This is a genomic window from Streptomyces sp. NPDC088116, assembly GCF_044741745.1.
GTDB lineage: Bacteria > Actinomycetota > Actinomycetes > Streptomycetales > Streptomycetaceae > Streptomyces.
Map to the genome: position 1 here is coordinate 280,665 of NZ_JBIUTF010000009.1, position 18,922 is coordinate 299,586.

General features: G+C 69.3%; 13 protein-coding genes. 5 read left to right on the plus strand and 8 right to left on the minus strand.

The genetic code is table 11. The features are described from left to right. The first annotated feature begins 48 nt into the window (after positions 1–48). The 4 genes from ACIOJD_RS32050 to ACIOJD_RS32065 all read left to right on the plus strand — a co-directional run bounded on the left by ACIOJD_RS32050 (position 49) and on the right by ACIOJD_RS32065 (position 4,395). Positions 49–1,071 carry a LacI family DNA-binding transcriptional regulator gene (locus ACIOJD_RS32050; RefSeq protein ID WP_401919718.1) on the plus strand — a complete coding sequence of 341 codons (1,023 nt, stop codon included), beginning with the start codon at positions 49–51 and terminating at the stop codon, positions 1,069–1,071. A 68-nt stretch (positions 1,072–1,139) separates the two neighbouring features. Then, the gene (locus ACIOJD_RS32055) at positions 1,140–2,480 is read left to right on the plus strand and encodes an ABC transporter substrate-binding protein (protein ID WP_401919719.1); all 1,341 of its coding nucleotides are present in this window, start codon (positions 1,140–1,142) and stop codon (positions 2,478–2,480) included. Between the two features lie 61 nt (positions 2,481–2,541). Next, a complete protein-coding gene (locus ACIOJD_RS32060; protein ID WP_401919721.1) occupies positions 2,542–3,549 on the plus strand; it encodes a carbohydrate ABC transporter permease in 1,008 nt (335 codons plus the stop codon). A 3-nt stretch (positions 3,550–3,552) separates the two neighbouring features. Beyond that, the gene (locus tag ACIOJD_RS32065; RefSeq protein ID WP_401919723.1) at positions 3,553–4,395 is read left to right on the plus strand and encodes a carbohydrate ABC transporter permease; all 843 of its coding nucleotides are present in this window, start codon (positions 3,553–3,555) and stop codon (positions 4,393–4,395) included. A 115-nt stretch (positions 4,396–4,510) separates the two neighbouring features. On the opposite strand, the gene ACIOJD_RS32070 is transcribed toward ACIOJD_RS32065, so the two are convergent. Beyond that, a complete protein-coding gene (locus ACIOJD_RS32070; protein WP_401919724.1) occupies positions 4,511–4,996 on the minus strand; it encodes an Lrp/AsnC family transcriptional regulator in 486 nt (161 codons plus the stop codon). A gap of 178 nt (positions 4,997–5,174) precedes the next feature. Here ACIOJD_RS32070 and ACIOJD_RS32075 point away from each other — a divergent pair, with 178 nt between their 5' ends. Next, positions 5,175–7,568, plus strand: a complete 2,394-nt coding sequence (locus tag ACIOJD_RS32075; RefSeq protein ID WP_401919725.1) for a transketolase-like TK C-terminal-containing protein — start codon at positions 5,175–5,177, stop codon at positions 7,566–7,568. 937 nt (positions 7,569–8,505) lie between these two features. Here ACIOJD_RS32075 and ACIOJD_RS32080 read toward each other — a convergent pair. The 7 genes from ACIOJD_RS32080 to ACIOJD_RS32110 form a co-directional block, all read right to left on the minus strand. Next, complete coding sequence (locus tag ACIOJD_RS32080) at positions 8,506–11,325, minus strand: LuxR C-terminal-related transcriptional regulator (protein ID WP_401919727.1); 2,820 nt, start codon at positions 11,323–11,325, stop codon at positions 8,506–8,508. Positions 11,326–12,620: 1,295 nt separating this feature from the next. Next, complete coding sequence (locus ACIOJD_RS32085; protein WP_401919729.1) at positions 12,621–13,889, minus strand: cytochrome P450; 1,269 nt, start codon at positions 13,887–13,889, stop codon at positions 12,621–12,623. A gap of 44 nt (positions 13,890–13,933) precedes the next feature. Then, on the minus strand, positions 13,934–15,778 hold the full coding sequence (cysC, locus tag ACIOJD_RS32090; protein WP_401919730.1) for an adenylyl-sulfate kinase: 1,845 nt from the start codon (positions 15,776–15,778) through the stop codon (positions 13,934–13,936). Continuing rightward, positions 15,778–16,680, minus strand: coding sequence for a sulfate adenylyltransferase subunit CysD (gene cysD, locus ACIOJD_RS32095; RefSeq protein ID WP_401919731.1), 903 nt, complete (start codon positions 16,678–16,680; stop codon positions 15,778–15,780). The genes cysC and cysD overlap by 1 nt, the downstream gene beginning before the upstream one ends. Then, complete coding sequence (locus ACIOJD_RS32100; RefSeq protein ID WP_401919732.1) at positions 16,677–17,072, minus strand: hypothetical protein; 396 nt, start codon at positions 17,070–17,072, stop codon at positions 16,677–16,679. The genes cysD and ACIOJD_RS32100 overlap by 4 nt, the downstream gene beginning before the upstream one ends. After that, positions 16,970–17,602 carry a sulfite exporter TauE/SafE family protein gene (locus ACIOJD_RS32105; protein WP_401919733.1) on the minus strand — a complete coding sequence of 211 codons (633 nt, stop codon included), beginning with the start codon at positions 17,600–17,602 and terminating at the stop codon, positions 16,970–16,972. The genes ACIOJD_RS32100 and ACIOJD_RS32105 overlap by 103 nt, the downstream gene beginning before the upstream one ends. A gap of 219 nt (positions 17,603–17,821) precedes the next feature. Beyond that, positions 17,822–18,922, minus strand: a 1,101-nt coding sequence (locus ACIOJD_RS32110) for a thioesterase domain-containing protein (protein ID WP_401919735.1), incomplete at its 5' end; no start/stop codon positions are given.

Consider the following 18,922-nt stretch of genomic DNA (forward strand, 5'->3'; position numbering starts at 1 on the left):
CGTCACCCACAGATCACACCGACGTGAAATCAACGGGAGGAATCCGCCGTGACGGCCAGCATCACCGATGTCGCCCGCGCCGCCGGGGTCTCGGCGTCCACCGTGTCCCGCGCGCTGCGCGGCCGGCCGGGGGTGTCGGAGGATGTACGGGCGCAGATCGCGGCGCTCGCCGCCCAGCTCGGTTACACCGCCTCACGCTCCGCCTCCAGCCTGGCCAGCGGGCGTACCTTCACCATCGGGGTGGTGGTCCCGTACGTGGGCCGCTGGTTCTTCGGCACCGTGCTGGACGCCGCCGAGAAGGAGTTCAGCTCCGCCGGTTACGACGTACTGCTCTACAACCTGGGCTCGCCGGAGACACGCAAGCGTTTCTTCACCAGGCTGCCGGTCCGTAAGCGAGTGGACGCGGTGCTGTCGCTCCTCATTCCTGACGATGCGGAGTCGGCCGCGCTGCGCTCGCTGGGGGTACCGCTGGCCACCACGGTCGGCGGCACCCGGCCCGGCTTCACCGTGGTCGGCATCGACGACCGGGCCGGCGCCGAGAGTGCCGTACGGCATCTGGTGAACCTGGGCCACCGCCGCATCGGCATGATCTCGGGGGCCAGTGGGCCGCTGCACTGGACGACGCCCATCGAGCGCCGCAACGCCTACCTGGAGGTTCTGGCCGACGCCGGGGTGGAGCACGATCCGGCGCTGGAGGCGGACGGCGACTACACGGTCGAGGGCGGCGAGCGGGCCATGACCGAGCTGCTGGCCGCCTCCCGCCCGCCGACCGCGGTGTTCGCGCAGTCCGACGAGATGGCGATGGGCGCCCTGCGTGCCCTGCGCCGCCACCGGCTGAAGGTGCCGGACGACGTGTCCGTCGTCGGATTCGACGACCACGAACTCGCCGACGTGGTGGGCCTGACCACCGTCGCCCAGCCGGTCGCCCAGCAGGGCGCCGAGGCCGCCCGGCTGCTGCTGCGCCAGCTCGACGAGCCCGACGCCGAACCCCCTGCCGAACAGGTGCAGATGCCCATCCGCCTCGTCCTGCGTGAGACCACCGCCCCGCCGCGCCCGCGCGGACCGCAGTAACTCCCTGAGCCCCACGCCCGGAAAACACGTCAGCACCTCGACCCCTCGCCCAGCACGGAGGCACAGCCATGACCTCAATCAGCAGAAAGTACCGCCGCGCCGTATGTACCGGCCTGGCCCTGGCCCCCCTGGTGGCACTGACCGCCTGCGGCTCGGGCGGCGGCACCGACGCCTCCGCCGAGGCCGGCAGCGGCAAGGGCACCATCAGTGTCTGGGCCCACCAGGGCCAGAAGAACGAGGCCAGTGCGCTGCAGAACGCGGTGAAGTCCTTCAACTCCTCGCAGAACAAGATCAAGGTCGACCTGAAGTTGATCCCCGAGGCCGACTACACCAAGACCATCACCGCCACCGACGCCGCCGAACTGCCGGACGTGCTGGAGTTCGACGGCCCGACCATGGCGAACTTCGTCTACAACAAGAAGCTCGCCCCTATCGACACCTATGTCTCCGCCAGGACCATGGACAACGCCACCGACGCGAGCAAGGCGCAGGGCGAGGTCGACGGCAAGCACTACGGCCTGGGCATGTTCGACTCCGGACTCGGTATCTACGGCAACAAGAAGCTGCTCGACGCGGCCGGGGTGAAGTACCCGACCAGCCTCTCCGACGCCTGGACCGCCGGGGAGTTCACCGCCGCGCTCAAGGCGCTGAAGGCCAAGGACTCCGACGGCAAGACCCTCGACCTCCAGGAGACCGGCGGCTATGCCTACGAGTGGGGCACCTACGGCTTCGCCCCGATCGTCTGGTCCGCCGGAGGTTCCCTCCTCAAGGACGGCAAGGCACAAGGCGCCCTCGACACCCCGGCCGTGATCTCGGCCATGAAGACCTTCCAGTCCTGGAAGACCCACGTCGACCCGAACACCGACGGCAACGCCTTCGCCAAGGGCCGCGTCGCCCTGAGCTGGGCCGGCCACTGGATGTACCCCGCCTACAGCGAGGCCCTCGGCGACGAACTCGTCGTGCTGCCACTGCCCGACTTCGGCAACGGCCCCAAGACCGGCCAGGGCTCCTGGGCCTGGGGCATCGGCGCCGACACCAAGAACGCCAAGGCCGCCGGCACGTTCCTGGACACCCTCCTTGACGATGCCAACGTCACCGCCATGACCACCGCCAACGGGGCGGTGCCCGCCACCAGGACGGCGCTCGCCACGAGCAGCCTCTACCAGCAGGGCGGCCCGCTCCAGCTCCTCGCCGACCAGCTTGCCAAGCCGTGCGGCGACAGCGACATCACCAAGTCCTGTGTCGCCGTCACCCGTCCGGTGAGCGCCGGATACCCCGTGATCACCTCGAAGTTCAGCGAGGCCCTGAACTCCATCTACGGCCGCGCCGACCCCAAGAGCGCCCTGGAAAAGGCCGCCCGCGCCATCGACCAGGACTTCTCCGACAACGCCGGCTACAAGATCCCGTAGGACCCAGCGGCGGGGCGGGCGCGGCTGCCGCGACCGTGCCCGCCGGGAACAGGACCCTCCCGTGATATCCGTGGACCCCGCGCACTCCGCGCCGCCCGGCCCGGAGCAGAGCCCGTCCGTGACACCCGTGAAGCCCGCGCGGTCTGCGCGATCAGCGCGGCCGGGCCGCAAGAACCGCGGCTGGCCGCACGGACTGCTCATGTCCGCCCCGGCCGTCGTCGGACTCATCGTCTTCGTCGGCGTGCCGTTCGGCTACGCCGTCGTCCTCTCCTTCTACAACGTCCGCCTCGGCTCCCCGCTGGAACCGACCTGGTTCGGTGTCGAGCAGTACCGGCGGCTGTTCACCGACCCCGACCTGTCCGGCCCGTTCCTGCGGGCGCTGCTGAACAACCTGACCTTCGCCGTGGTCGTCGTACCCGTCCAGACGGCCCTGGCCCTCGGGCTGGCGATCCTGCTCAACCGCAAGCTGAAGGCGATAGGCCTGTTCCGGTCCCTGTTCTTCATGCCGGTCGTCTTCCCCATGGCGCTCGTCGCCGTGATCTGGCGGCTGATCCTCGCCCGCAGCGACCAGGGAATGCTCAACTCCGCGCTGCACGCGGTGAGTTTCGGCAACTGGGGCGCCTTCGACTGGCTCGGCGACTCCGCCACCGCGATGGCCTCGATCATCGTCCTGTCCATCTGGCAGGGCGTCGGCTTCCAGATGGTCATCCTCCTCGCCGGCCTCCAGCAGATCCCGGGCGAGCTCTACGAGGCCGCCGAGCTCGACCGCGCCGGACGCCGGCAGCAGTTCCGCCACGTCACCCTGCCCGGCATCCGCGGCACCCTCGTCTTCGTCGCCATGCTCACCTCGGTGCTCTCCTTCCGGGTCTTCGACCAGGTCTACGTCCTGGTCCGCGGCGGCGGCCTCGACGAGGACGCCACCCGTACCGTGATGTACCAGGCCGTCACCACCGCCTTCGACCAGAACAACATCGGCCAGGCGTCCGCGATCACCGTCGTCTTCTTCCTGATCGTCGTCGTCCTGACGCTCATCCAGCGCCGCGTCGTCCGGCCCGGAAACGAGGACTGACCCATGGGTACGACCCCTACGTCCCTGCGCCGCTTCATGGACTACGCCGTACTCAGTGTGCTGGCCTTCGTCTTCGTGCTGCCCGTGATCTACCTGTTCCTGGGCAGCCTCAAGCCGTCCGACGAGGTCCTGGGCGGCCTGTCGGGCTTCCTTCCCACCAACCTGTCCTTCGACAACTACTCCGCCGTCCTGAGCAGCCTCGACTCCGACAGTACCGGCTACTTCTGGCGCTTCATGGGCGTCTCGCTGCTGCTGGCATTCGTCGTCGTCACCGGCGGCCTGTTCGTCAACTCGATGGCGGCGTACGGCCTTTCCCGGCTGAAGTGGCGCGGCCGGGAAGCCGTCTTCACACTCATCCTGCTGCTGATGCTGGTCCCGTTCGAGTCGGTGGCCGTGCCGCTCTTCTACATGTTCAACGACCAGCGCAACACCCTCTACATCCTGGCGCTCCCGTTCATCGCCAACGCCTTCTCGGTCTACCAGTTCCACACGTTCTTCCGCTCGATCCCACCGAGCATCGAGGAAGCCGCCCGCATCGACGGTGCGGGCCCCTGGCGCACGTTCTTCGCCATCGTCGTCCCCATGTCGAAGCCGGCCTTCGCCTCCGTGGCGATCCTGACCTTCCTCATCCAGTGGGGCTCCTTCCTGTGGCCGGTGCTGATGGTCTCCGACCCGTCGGTGCGTCCGCTGCCGCTGGAGATGAGTGTCTTCCAGAGCCAGCAGCCCCCGGACTGGGGCCAGATCCTGGCCTTCGGCGTCCTTCTGGTCCTGCCCGTCCTGGTGGTCTTCGCCTTCTTCCAGCGCTGGTTCGTCCAGGGCGTCGCGAGCTCCGCCGTCAAGGGCTGAGCGAAAGCCGGGCACCCGCACGTCTGCGAACGCCGCCTGTTCCATGCGCCGTTCACGACCGCTGACCAGAAGAAGGTCTGCGCGTGTCCACGGATAAGCGCTTCCCGGAGTGCGCTCAGCGCCGACGGGCCGCCGTGCGTTCCAGTAGCGGGGTGAGTCGGTAGTCGACCAGTCGGCGCATCTCCAGGGCGGTGTCGGTGCGTTCCACGCCCGGGATGCCGAGGATCCGTCCGGCGGTGCGGTAGAGGTCTTCGGCGTCGGTCGCGACGACGTGCACCAGCAGGTCGCTCTCCCCGGTCAGGCCGTGCACCTGGAGAACCTCGGGTATGGCGGCGAGCGCCGCCGCCACCGTGTCCAGCCGGCGTTGTACGACCCGGGTGGTGACGAAGGCGGTCAGTCCGTAACCGAGCGCCGCCGGGTCGACCCGCTGGTCGAAGCCGCCCAGGGCGCTGCCGCTGTCCAGGGCGGTCAGCCGGGCATGGACGGTGTTGCGGCTCAGTCCGGTGCGCTCGGCGAGCGCGATGGCCGTTGCGCGCGGGCGGTCGGTGAGTTCGAGGAGCAGGCGCGCGTCGGTCGCGTCGAGACGGTCGCGGCTTGTCATGGTGCGCACCTTCCGTGGGACGGGGCAGGTGGAGACCATGCATTGTGCCCAGTCGACCGGCCCGCACTTGTGCACATGATGGCCTGCTGGTCTCCTCGTTGGCAACGAACGCACACCGTACGGGCCCGTACGCCCCCGTACGGTGACGACCGGCTCAGAGCCCAGGAGGCAGCACGCCATGACGACCGCGACTCGACTCGGGGAACGTGCCGGATCCGGCGGATCAGGCCCCTTCGACTTCGGCGTGCTGCGTGAGGTGGAGGACCGTCTGCTCTGGCTCTCCAGCGCGGTCGTGCACCATGCCAACCGAGTGCGCTCCAACCCGTCCGGCCTCAAGGTCGGCGGCCACCAGGCGTCGTGCGCCTCCATGGTGTCGATCATGACCGCGCTGTGGTTCCGGCATCTGGGCCCGCAGGACCGGGTGTCGGTGAAGCCGCACGCCTCGCCGGTGCTGCACGCCATCAACTACCTGCTCGGTGAGCTTCCCGAGGCGTATCTGACGACACTGCGCGAGCTGGGTGGCCTCCAGAGTTACCCGAGCCGGAGCAAGGACCCCGATCCGGTCGACTACTCCACCGGATCGGTGGGTATCGGCGCGACCGCGACGATATGGGGCGCGCTGGCCCGCCGCTACGCCGGGGACGGCGTGGGCGCCGGAGCGCCGGCGGGGCTGACCGACGCGGCACCGTCCCCGGGTGACCGTGGTTTCACCGGTCGGCAGTACGCGCTGGTGGGCGACGCCGAGTTGGACGAGGGCGCGGTGTGGGAGGCGGTGCTCGACCCGGCGGTCGCCGAACTCGGCGAGCTGGTGTGGATCGTCGATCTCAACCGCCAGTCGCTGGACCGCGTCGTGCCGTTGGCGGCCTCGGACCGGCTGCGCGGGATGTTCACGGCGGCGGGCTGGCAGGTGCTGGAGGTCAAGTACGGACGGGTGCTGGAGGAGCTGTTCGCCCGCCCCGGCGGCGACGCGCTGCGCGCCCGGCTGGACGCGATGACGAACGCCGAGTACCAGCGGCTGCTGCGCTGCGCGCCGGCGGAGCTGCGCCGTCGGCTGCCCGGTACGGAACCGGGCGCGGCCGGGATCGCCGCGCTCGTCGCGGGGCTGACGGACGAGGAGCTGGCCGGGGCCGTCGGGAACCTCGGCGGCCACGACCTGACCATGCTGGACTCCGCCCTGTCCGCGGTCGCCGACGACCGGCCGACGGTGATCCTGGCGTACACCGTCAAGGGTCACGGTCTGCCGGTCCAGGGCCACCCGCAGAACCACTCCTCGCTCCTCACCCAGGAGCAGATGGACCAGTTGGCCGACCGGCTCGGCTGCGACACCGACCGGCCCTGGGCGGACTTCGCGCCCGGTTCCCCGGCGGCCGTGCTCTGCGCGGAGACCGCCGAGCGGCTGCGCCGGGACGACCCGGCGCTCCAGCCGCCTCCCACTCTGCCCACCGACATCGGCCGTACCCCCACCGGCTCCGGCACCACCCAGGCGGCGCTCGGCCGGGTGCTGCTCGATCTGACGCGGCAGGCACCCGAGGCCGCGGCGCGGGTGGTGACGGTCAGCCCGGACGTCAGCTCGACGACCAACCTGGGGGGTTGGGTGAACAAGGTCGGCGTGTGGTCGGCGACCGAGCGGACGAACTGGTTCGCGGACGACGCTGAGACCATCTTGCACTGGCGGGAGAGGCCGACCGGTCAGCACATCGAACTGGGTATCGCGGAGACGAACCTGGTCGGCCTGCTCGGCGAACTGGGCGCCACCTGGAGTCGCTGGGGCCGGCCGCTGCTGCCGATCGGCGTGCTGTACGACCCTTTCGTGCAACGCGCCCTGGAGCCGTGGTCGTTCGGTATCTACGCGGGCGGCCAGTCGGTCCTGGTCGGCACGCCGTCCGGGGTGACGCTGGCGCCGGAGGGCGGCGCCCACCAGTCGATCACCACGCCGTCACTGGGCGTCGAGCAGCCCGGTTGTACGACCTGGGAGCCGGCCTTCGCCATCGACGTCGAGTGGACCCTGCTGGCGGCGCTGGCCCGGCTGGGCAGGCCGGACGGCGGGTCGGCGTATCTGCGGCTGTCCACCCGGCCCGTCGACCAGTCACTGGCCGCCGTACCCACCGATCCTGCCGCCCGTGAGCGCCGCCGCCGCCAGGTGGTGGCCGGCGCCTACCCGCTCCGGCGAGTGGTGGGCGCGGAGGTCACCATCGCGGCGATGGGTGTGATGGCCACCGAGGCGCTGGCCGCCGCGGACCGGCTGGCGGCGCAGGGTGTGGCCGCGGACGTGGTCTGCGTGACCAGTCCCGGCCTGCTCTTCCGGGCGCTGAACTCCCGTACGGGGCAGGACACGGACGCCGCCGGCTGGATCCTCGACCAGGTCTTTCCGCCCGCCCGCGCGACCCCCCTGGTCACCGTGCTGGACGGCCACCCGCACACGCTGGCGTTCCTGGCGACGATCCGCCAGGTGCCCGTACGTACCCTGGGAGTGACCCACTTCGGGCAGTCCGGCTCGCTGGAGGACGTCTACCGCCACCATGGGATCGACACCGACAGCATCATCCGGGCGGCGCTCGACCTCACCCGGTAGGTCTCGGGTCCGGCCTGATCCAAAAGACGGGCCCGAGCCCGCCGCCCCGACGCGGCGGGCTCGCAGCGTCTCCCCTGGCCACGGAGCGGCGCTGCTACAGCCATACGCAGTTGTCGTCTGTGACGGCCGGGGCACGGTGTCGATCACTGGGGCGTGGGGGCCGGTGAGTCCGGCGAGGGCCGGGCCGATGGGCGGGAAGATCGGCAGTCCGGCCGTCTTGCGGTAGTCGATCCACTCGATGTGACCCACTTCGTGACCGCCGTTTTCGAGTTCGTCGCATGCCGGGCTCCCGCCGGCCACGGGCCCAGTCCAGCGCACCGCCCCCGGCGCCGTCACGCTCCTTCAGCTCAGAGTCGGCGCCATGAGCCGGCAGCAACCCCGCCATGGCGGGGTCGGCATGGGCCGCCGCAGCCGCCAGCGGGAGCCCGTCGCGCGGGCCATGGGACTCCAGATTCGGCGACGCTCCGGCCGCCGGCAGAAGCTCCGCACAGCGGACCTCGCCCTGCGCCACGGAAAGATACAGGGCAGTCCCACCGTCCGGACGCCGATCGTCCGGCGCGGCACCCGGACGCAGCAGATCGCGGCGAAGCGGCGGGAGTCGGCTCCGCGACGTCACTGCCGCGGCCGGAGACCACCGCGCGCTGAACACCCGGGGTACGAACACCGTCTCCGCCATGACCTCGCGGTCACCGTGACGACGTCGGCCGCCGCCCTGGGGTCGCGACGGCGCCTCCGGAACCTCCTGGTCGCGTACTCGCCGAAGCAGGCGGTCTTCTTCCAGACCCAGAAAAGGGCGCCTGACAAGGGCAGTTGCCCGTCAGGCGCCCTACGCGGCCCGCAGTTGGGCGGCGGGCCGAAACGGGTCAGTGATGCTGTGCCCACCGCGGCGACGGAGAACGCCGGCCAGAACGGCCCCTGTACGACGCGCGCGGTGCGGTCACGGCACGATGCGTGCCAGGTCCACTCGGGACTGGATGGAGAGCTTGCGGTAGATCTGGCGCAGGTGGAAGCCGACGGTGTGCGGGGAGATGAACAGTTCGCTCGCGACCTGGCGGTTGGTCAGCCCCTGGGCGACGAGCCGGGCGACCTTGGTCTCGGTGCTGGTGAGGCTGTCCCAGCCCGTCTCGGGCCGGGTTTCGTGGCTCCAGTGCCGGCGTCGGACTCCGAGTTGCCGCAGCTTGAGCCGCACCCGCGCCGAGTCCCATTCCGCACCCACCTCCTCGTAGATCACCATCGCGTGGTTCAGTTCCTTCACGGCCTGCTCGCGGTCGGTCTCACGCTGGAGTGAGCCGAGGTCTTCGGCGACCGAGGCAACCGCCCACGGATCGCCGTAGAGCTCCCCGAGCCCGGCGAGCGCGGTGAGATCGCCGTCCAGCAGCGCCCGGCTGTGCCTCGCCGCCGCCACCACCGGGCCATGGAGCTGATTGACCGAGGCGATCTCCTCGGCAGTGACCACGATCTGCTCGGCGAACGGCCGCTGGTCCGCAGCCAGCGCGGTGCGTACCGCCCATGCGGCGCCCAACGGGGCCTCGAGCACCAACTGCATGCGCAGGGAGGAGTCCTGTGCCAGCTCGCGGATCTCGTCGATCGCCGCGTTCGCGCCCGATTTGGCCGAGGACACCAGACCGGTGAGCAGTCGCCGCATCGCCGACCACCAGTGAACCAGCTCCGAGGGGATCGACTCGTCCAGCCGCCGCAGCCCCTCGGCGGCCGCGGCGAGGTCACCACGCCGTAGCGCACAGAAGATCAGCACCGCGCGGAGCGGGGGGTCGTAGAGCGGCATCTCCGCCCTCTGCGATGCCGCGAGTCCCGCGGCCGCCTCCGTCTCGGCCGCGGCGATGTCTCCCTTGGAGAAGAAGATCATCGCGCGCAGGGCGAGCGGGACCGGGGTGAGCACGCCCATGCCGTCCCAGTCGATGGTGCGGCGGCCGGCGTCGGCCGCTTCCAGCGCCTCGTCGAGCCGGTGGAGCCTGATCAGCATCCACGCCTTGGTCCACAGTGGATCGCTCTGACAGGTCTCGGCGAGCTGCCCGCGCAGCCCCACCGCCTCGTCCAGGCAGGCGAGCGCCTCGTCGATCCGGCCTTCACGCCACATCGCCATCGCCCGCACGTTCAACGCCGCCACCCGCACCTCGACGCTGTACGCGCCGGTGACCGCGAGCACCCGGTCGGCCAGGCCGACCTTCGCGACCTCGTTGTCGTGCGAGAACGTGTTCAGCACCAACAGTTCGAGGGTCGGGTCCCCGCCGTCCGAGGGAGCCGTGGCGGAGAAGGGCTCCTGGGAGACCTGCTGCGCGGCGGAGGCGTCGCCGCGCAGCATCAGCGCCATGGCCAGCCAGGTGCGCAGCGGGCGAATGGACTCCGCCGGGGCGGGCCCGGCCATCTGCAGCAGTTTTTCGGCGAGTTCGGCGGCCTGGGTGAGCTTGCCCTGCCGGACCAGGCCCGCGGTGGCCGTGGTTCCCAGCGCGAGGTGGTCGGGGCCACCGGGCTCGGTGGCCTGCAGACCGCGAGTGGCCAGCGCCGCGGCCGACTGTGGTGAGGACGGCAGCAACCGCCGCGCGGCCTCGCCGATGGTGGCCACCGCCTCGGCGTCACCGACCTCCGTACAGTGCACCAGATGCACCGCCACGTCCACGGTCGGCTCCCCCGCCCTGGCGAGCAGCATGGTGGCCGCCTGCCGGTGCAGCATCGACCGCAACGGCGCCGGGACGGTCCCCAGCACCGCACGCCACACCGGCTCGCGGTGGAACACGAATCCGTCGCCGTCGCTGCTGAGCAGCCCCGCACCCATGGCCTCCTGCAACGGCCCCAGCAGTTGGACGGGAAGCTCGCCCAGCATCTCCGCGAGGTCGCGCGGAGAGAATCCGTTGCCCAGCACCGCTGCGACCTGCAACATGTTCTGCGCCCGCTGGGACAGTTCGCCCAGCCGACCGCGCACCGACCGCAGCAACGGCTGCGGCAGCCGCCCGACCGGGTCCTCCGCGACGGCCACGGCGATGCCCGAGGTCATCGGCCCCGAAGCCAGCGACGCGACCCCGTCGCTGATCGCCACACAGTGCTCCTCGCCCAGTCGGTGCACCAGGTCCACGATCGCCTGCGGAGTGCCGCCGACGCTCTCGCACAGCTCCACCAGGTCCCTGTCGGGAACCGCGTCGAAGAGGTCACCGACGAGGCCGACGACGGCGTCACCGGGCAGCGGGCCCAGCGGCCCGAGCCAGTCGCTGCGGTGGGCCCGCGCCATGCCCCGTAGCACCAGGCTGTTGGCCGACTCGCCCAGCTCGGCACGCAGCGCGAACAGCCACAGCACCGGCGAGTCGTCCAGCTTCGACATCAGGGCGCCGAGCGCCCGCAGCACCGCGGGGTCCGTCCACTGCGCGTCGTCGAGCACCATCAGCACCGGACCACGCCGGAGGTCGCCGTCGAGCTTCGCCTCGACCTGCGCGGCCAGCCAGCCGACCCGGTCGGTGTCGTGCCGGCCCTGGCGGGCACCGACCATGGTGAGCGACTTCGGCACGCCGTTGAGCACCGCGAACCCGTTCCGCTCGGCCAGCACCATCGACTCGGACAGCAGTCTGGTCTTGCCGGTGCCGATGCCGGACTCCAGGACGATCAGGTGTCCCTGGTTGCCCTCGGCCGTCGCGCGCATCAACTGCTCGATGCGGTCCACCTGTTCGTCCCGGCCGTGCAACGACCAGCTGACCGACTGCGCTTGCGGTGTCGTCGGCTCCGCAAGCTTGTCGAGAATCCGAGGCTCCACATTCTCTCCCTGTCGGCAGTGCACATCTGCTGTCGTCAGTCCCTGCGGAAGGCGGCGGGCGGCCGTGGAGACACGGGCTCGCTCAGCCTCCCGCCCACTCAGCCCCCGAACAACATTTCGCCTGCTGTTCATCTGCCTCACCCATCTGTCTCACCGGAAATTCACGCCCGTAATGAGCACCCGGCCGCGAATCGCGAACTCGGGTCAAGAATGGGCAACTTCACGCCCGTATGCGCCGGACTAGGTAGAATGTTCGATACGTTCGACGGTGAATGAATCCCGTCACAGATGCCAAGATCAGCTACCCGGGTGCACCAATGGCCGGCCCTTCGAGTCCCGGCCAGGCGGACAGCCATAACAGGCGTCGCGGAGCGCACGGGGGAAATTCGCCGCATGTCATACCGGAGGCGAATGCAATCTTAACGTGAAATTTACTCGTGCCACGATTAGGCGTGCTTCAGCCCGGGAATTGCCGGGCCAGAAAGGAAGCATGCACCCCGGCCAATTCGGCGGCAGGACGGTGGCAAAGCGTCGCATTGTTCACGTACGATCCAAGAACGCCATGAACGATTCATTAATTTCCCACGATGAACGCGTCAGCACGAGGCGATTCGATAGCGAGTGGGAAAGGATTGGGCGGCGACGGATGAGGTCTGGGATGAACCCCCGAGACCGGCGGCGTCGGATTGAGGTAAAGCTCCGGTGGCCAGCGGCTATGACCCGACAGGCACACACTTCCTCCGCGGACGAGCCAGGCCCGATTCCCGACCCCGTGCCGTGCTTGTGGCTTCATGTCAACTACCGTTGGTTGTCATGGCTTTCCAGCAGCCGTCAACGCGGGCAGTCGAGGAGCATCCTCGGCGCGCGAGTGCGCGGCCAGGGTCGATGATCATCGGGTGACGGTTGCCGGCAAAGGAACGCCGGCTGGAAGATCTGTTCCACCCGAACCAGGACCGGCCAGGTGCCGACAGGGCGTGGCGATCTCTGGATGCCATATGCTGTGAGAGCCTGGATCCGCCATTTCCCCTCCAGGAAACGCCGGGACATCCGCCTAAATGGACCAAACACCAACTCGCCGAGTAATCCATCACAGCCTCCTCACGGGTCGCCGATATCGCGGAACCGGGCATGAGCCGATTCATCTCCGGGTCAAGCCGGAGTAAAATCAACCTAGCATCCGGAACAGCTATTCCGCTACGTCGCCAATCCCACAGCACAGAGGTGACACCGGATGACAAAAGTGTGGCTTTCCCTGCGAATTTCGCAGGGAAAGCCACACTCCGGTCATCAGGCTGTCAGTGCCCGCCCGCGCGCACCGGCAGGCTGGTCAGCCCCCGCAGGAGGATGCTGCTGCGCCACCTCAGGTCGCCCGGGGCCACCGCGAGGGTGAGGTCGGGGAACCGGGCCAGCAGTACGCGGAAGGCAATCTCGCCCTCCACCCTGGCCAGCGCGGCTCCCAGGCAGTGATGGATACCGTGCCCGAAAGCGAGATGACCGCTCTTCGGGCGGCCAAGGTCCAGCTCGCCGGGCCGGTCGAACACCTCCGGATCGCGATTGGCCGAGCCGATGCCCAGCAGGACCAGCTCGCCTGCCGGGATCGTCGTGTCGCCGATGGTCACCGGCTCGGCGGTGAACCGCGTGGTGGCCATGCTGACCGGGCTCTCCAGGCGGAGGAACTCCTCCACCGCGCCGGAGAGCAACGCCGGGTCCGTACGCAGCCGCGCCAGCTGGTGCGGGTCGCGCAGCAGGGCCAGCACCCCGTTGCTGATCAGGTTCGCCGTGGTCTCGTGCCCGGCCATCAGCAGCAGTGACGCCATCGATGTGGCCTCGTCGGGCGAGAGTTGGTCGGCGCCCTCCCCCGGGGCCAGGATCGCGGAGAAGATGTCCTCGCCGGGAGCCGCACGTTTGGCGGCCACCAGCTCGTCCAGGTACTCCCGCATGGCAGCCGCCGCCGCCATCTGCTCCTGCGGCGTCGCCGACGTCAGCATCGTGTGGGACCACTCGCCGAACTCACGTCGCCGGTCGTCCGGCACGCCGAGGATCTCGCAGATCACCGTCATCGGCAGCGGGAACGCGTACTCCTCGATCAGGTCGACCGAGTCCGCCCCGGCGGCCAGCTTCGCCGCCATAGCCTCGGTCAGATCGGTTGCCAGCCGCTCGATGCCCGGTCGAAGCCGGTCGATGGCCCGTCCGGTGAACGCCTTGTTCACCAGCTTGCGCAGCCGGGTGTGCTTGGGCGGGTCCGAATTGAGCATGTGGTCGTGCAGGCCCATGTCCAAGTCCACGGCGTCCTCGGGCAGTTCGGCGGCGCGGCGGAGGATCCTGGCGATCTCGCCACCGTCCTTGCTCAGCCGAGGATCGGTCATTCCGGCGCGCACATCCGCGTATTTGGTGACCAGCCAGAACGGCGGCGCCATCGGCACCCGCACCCTGGTCACCGGGCGCTGGGTGCGCAGCAGTTCGTAGAGCTGGTAGGGATCGTTCATGAAGGCTTCGTCGAGATCGACCACTCCGTCGCCGGAATCGGGGATCGCGTTCGCGGCCGGGCATTGGGATGTCGTCATGACAGTGGTACTCCTCTGGGTCGTCTGCGGCTCTCACAGTCGTGTCATTCGGGAATTCCGCCCGCCAGGCGGTTCAGCACGAGGGCGGCCATCGCGGTGGGATCACCGTCCTCGGGCCGCAGTACCAGCTCCGGCGACTCGGGTGCCTGGTAGGGATCGTCGATCCCGGTGAAACCGGTGATCTCGCCCGCGCGGGCCTTGGCGTAGAGGCCCTTCGGGTCCCGGGACTCGCAGACCGCCTGCGGGGTGTCGAGGAAGACCTCCAGGAACGGCAGCCCGGCGAGTTCGTGTGCCGCCCGTACCTTCGCCCGGTCCTCGGCGTACGGGCTGATCAGCGAAACCACCGCGACCAGTCCGGCGTCGGCGAACAGCCTGGACACCTCGCCCGCGCGCCGCACGTTCTCCGCGCGGTCGGCTTCGCCGAATCCCAGCCCGGCGTTGATCCCGTGCCGCAGGTTGTCCCCGTCCAGCAGGTAGGCGGGGCGGCCGGCGGCTATCAGCAGCCGCTCGATCTCCACCGCCACACTGGATTTCCCGGCCCCGGACAGCCCGGTCAACCAGATCGTGGCGCCCTTCGAGATCCGCTCGTCCCGGCTCACCGCGGTGGTGTGCCAGACCACGTCCGGCCGGGCGGACTGGGCCAGCACGGTCCCGGCGGCGACGGTGTTGTTGGTCTGCTCGTCGATCAGGATGAAACTGCCGGTGACGCGGTTACGGCGGTACTCGTCGACGAACAGGGGCTCCTGCGTCCGCAGGCTCACCCTGCCTATCTCGTTGAGCGCCAGCGAATCCGCGGCCTCGTCGCGGTGCAGTGTGTTGATGTCGAGCCGGTAGTCCACCGAACTCACCAGCGCCCGGGTGGTACGGGTGGTGTGCCGTACGAGATACCGGGTGCCCGCGGCCAGCTCGCTGCGCTCGGTCAGCCAGCACACCATCGCGTCGAGCTCGCGGACCGCTTGCGGCTGGTTGCGCGGGCGGCAGATCAGATCGCCCCGGCCGATGTCGTGCTCGCCGTCGAGTTGCACGGTGACCGCCTGGGGCGGAAATGCCTCGTCGAGTGGCGTGCCGCCGGGCCCGGTGATCGCCGTGATCGTGGTGCGCGCACGGGACGGCAGCACGAGCACCTCGTCACCCGGTTTGAACACCCCGCCCGCGACGGTGCCCGCGTAACCGCGGAAGTACCCGGACTCGCCGGGCGTGCGGATCACGTACTGCACCGGCAGGCGCGCGTCGATCAGGTTGCGGTCCGAGGCGACGTGCACCTCCTCCAGGTGGTGCAGCAGCGAAGTGCCTTCGTACCAGGGCATCGCGTCGCCGCGGTGCACCACGTTGTCGCCGGTGAGCGCGGACATCGGGACGAAGCTCAGGTCGTGCACGTCCAGTTTGGCGGCGAACGAAGTGAACTCGGCGCGGATTTCCTCGAACCGCTCCTGCGAGAAGTCCACCAGATCCATCTTGTTCACGCACAGCACCAGGTGCGGAATGCCGAGCAGGGACGCCAGCAGCGCGTGCCGCCGGGACTGCTCCAGCACGCCCTTGGAGGCGTCGATCAGGACCAGCGCGAGGTCGGCGGTGGACGCTCCGGTGACCATGTTGCGGGTGTACTGCAGGTGGCCCGGGGTGTCGGCGATGATGAACCGCCGCCTCGGCGTGGCGAAGTAGCGGTGTGCGACGTCGATGGTGATGCCCTGTTCGCGTTCGGCGCGCAGGCCGTCGGTGAGCAGGGCGAGGTTCGGGTACGCCTCACCACGGTCCCGGCTGGCGCGTTCCACCGCGGCCAGCTGATCGGAGAACAACGATTTCGAATCGAACAGCAGCCGGCCGATGAGCGTGGACTTGCCGTCGTCCACACTGCCCGCGGTGGCGATCCGTAGCAGGTCGATGCCCATCAGAAGTAGCCCTCCCTCTTCCTGTCTTCCATGCCCGCTTCGGAAATCCGGTCGTCGGCTCGGGTGGCACCGCGTTCGGTGATCCGGCTGGCGGCGACCTCGGCGACGACGGCCTCCGGGGTGGCGGCGGCGGATTCCACACAGCCGGTGCAGGTCGCGTCGCCGATGGTACGAAAACGAACCGTGGCCTCGTACGGCTGCTCCCCGGAGCCGGGTGTCAGGAACGGGTTGACCGCGAGCACCATGCCGTCGCGCTGGAACACCTGACGCCGGTGGGAGTAGTAGAGCGAGGGCAGTTCGACCTCCTCGTCGAGCACGAACTGCCAGATGTCCAGTTCCGTCCAGTTGGACAGCGGGAAGACCCGGATGTGCTCACCGCGGCGGTGCCTGCCGTTGTACAACTGCCAGAGTTCCGGCCGCTGGTTGCGCGGATCCCACTGGCCGAACTCGTCGCGGAAGCTGAACACGCGTTCCTTCGCGCGGGCCTTCTCCTCGTCGCGGCGGGCGCCGCCGAACACGGCGTCGAACCGGTGCTCGGTGATCGCCCGCAGCAGGGCGGTGGTCTGCAACCGGTTCCGGCTGGGTTCGTCGGCCACCCGCCCGGCGTCGATGTCGTCCTGGACGGAGGCGACCTCCAGCCGGACGCCGTGCTGGGCCACCGCCCGGTCGCGGTATTCGATGACCTCGGGGAAGTTGTGGCCGGTGTCCACATGCAGCACCGGGAACGGCAGGGGCGCCGGCCAGAACGCACGCAGCGCCAGGTGCAGCATGACCACCGAGTCCTTGCCACCGGAGAACAGCAGCACCGGCCGCTCGAAGGTGGCCGCGACCTCGCGGAAGACATGCGCTGATTCGGCTTCGAGTGTGTGCAGATGGGAGAGCTGATAAGTGCTCGCCGTCATGTGTTGTGATCCTCCGCTGCTGATAGGGCGAACTCTCTTTCGGGTGCCGCGGGGTCCTGTCGGCGTTCCTCACGCAGTGAACGGATCGCGACCAACACCCCGGCCGTCCACAACGCCACGATGGCGGTGCAGGTGACCGTGAACACCCAGGCCGTGGCCTCGAACTCGCCCAGCAGCGTGCGGGCGTTGGTGAACACGATCAGCCCACCGGCCAGCGCGCCGAGCAACCTCGGCGGCAGGTGCCGGACCAGCCAGGCGGCCAGTGGGGCGGCGATGATGCCACCGATCATCAGGCCGAGGACCACGGTGTAGTTGAGGTTTTCCTCCTGCGACAGGGTGAACAGGAAGCCGACGCTGGCGGCCAGTGCGACGATGAACTCCGAGGTGTCCACCGAACCGACCACCTTGCGGGCTCCAGCCGGCCCGAGGACAGCAGTGTGGTGGTGGCCACCGGACCCCAGCCGCCGCCACCGGTGGCGTCGACGAACCCGGCCACCAGGCCGAGCGGCGCGAGGAACTTGGCGCCGGGACGCCTGCCGGTGATCAGCTTGCCGAGCTTGAGGAACGAGAACCGGATCAGCACGTACAGGCCGAGCAGCAGCAGGACGGTGGTAATCCACACGGCTGCGTTCTCGGTGGACAGTGAGGTCAGTACGTACGCGCCGAGCACCGCGCCGATCGCGCCCGGTGCGGCCAGGATACCGACGGTTCTCCAGTCGATGTTCTTGAATTTCCAGTGGGACAGGCCGGAGGCCAGCGAGGTGCCGACCTCGGCGAGGTGCACGGCGGCCGAGGCGGTCGCCGGGGCTGTGCCCACGGCCAGCAGCGTGGTCGTCGCGGTCACCCCGAACGCCATACCCAGGGTGCCGTCGACAAGTTGGGCCAGCAGACCGGCCAATCCGAACAACAGGAGCGTGCGCATGGGAACCTCGGTTCGCAGGGTGGGCGGCACGGTTGCCGGAACCACCGTGAACAAGGAGGAAGCGGGTGGGGACCCGCCGCTCCTCCGTCATGCTGGGAGCAGGTTCGCCCTCGGATGTCGCTTCCGGATGTCGCTTCCGGAGTCGTTTGTGGAGTCGTTTGTGGAATCCAGCGATGTCTCCTTTCTTCTGTGCTCGGCCGCGCGGTATGTGAAGAAGCCCTATACGGCGCCGCGGTAGTCCATGAACGCAGGGCGCTCCGCGGCCGGCTGGGCGAACCAGTCGTTGACCACCTGTGCGGTCACCGTCGCGAACTTGTCCAGCATCGTCAGATGGTTTCCCGGCACGTCGGCCAAGGTGACCGACGAAGAGCTGTTCCAGGTGAACATCCAGTCCTCGTGGTCCACCGGGTCACCCATCCGTTCGGTCGCCCGGACCTGGAGCGTCGGGACGTCCAGGTGGTCCGGGGACCACCACGGGAACGACCTGTAGTGGGCCATGGCGGAGATCCAGCTGTCGTCGCCGTTGTCGCCGGCCTGCTTGATGTTTTCGAACAGTGCCGCCAGCAGCGCGTTCGAATCCTCTTCGAAAGCGGTGAGGTCCTCCTGGGAGACGGTGTCGAACAGGGTGATGCCCACCGGGGTCACTCCCCTGCGTACCAGTTCGGCGGCGACCCAGTGCGCGATCATTCCGCCGCTGGACGCTCCTCCGAGCGCGAATTCCTCCCCTGTCGGGTTGTCCCGGAGGATCGCCTCGGCGTAGGCGGCGGTCATCGTTTCCAGATCCTGTGGCAATGCCTCACCGACGTGGAAGCCCGGCAGCTTCAGCAGTGACACCTCCCGGCTGCCCTGGAAGGCCCACGCCAGCCGTACGTACGCCAGTTCGTCCGGGGCCATGAACGGCGGGAACAGGTACAGCTTCGGCTTCTGGTCGCCGGTGGCGACGCGTTTGGGCGGCCGGATCGCCGTACCGGCGGTGTCGGCACCGAAGGTCGGCCGGAACTGCGCGAGGTTCTCCATCGAATCCAGGAAGACAGCGCCCTTGCCCTCGGCCTCGGCGCGCATGTACATCTCGGCGAGGTCCGACAGCCGGACCACTTCCGTGGAAGCGGTTTCGGCGGGGCTCCCGGTGGCGAGTTCGTCCAGGATGTGAGCGGTCAGCGCGTCCGCGTTCGGGTGGTCGAAAATCAGCGTCGCGGGGAGGCGTAGTCCGGTCACGGTGGTGAGGCGGTTGCGGAGTTCGACGGCGGTCAGCGAGTCGAAGCCCAGATCGCGGAATGCCGCGTCGGCGTCGATGCTTTCGCCGGCGGTGTGGCCCAGAAC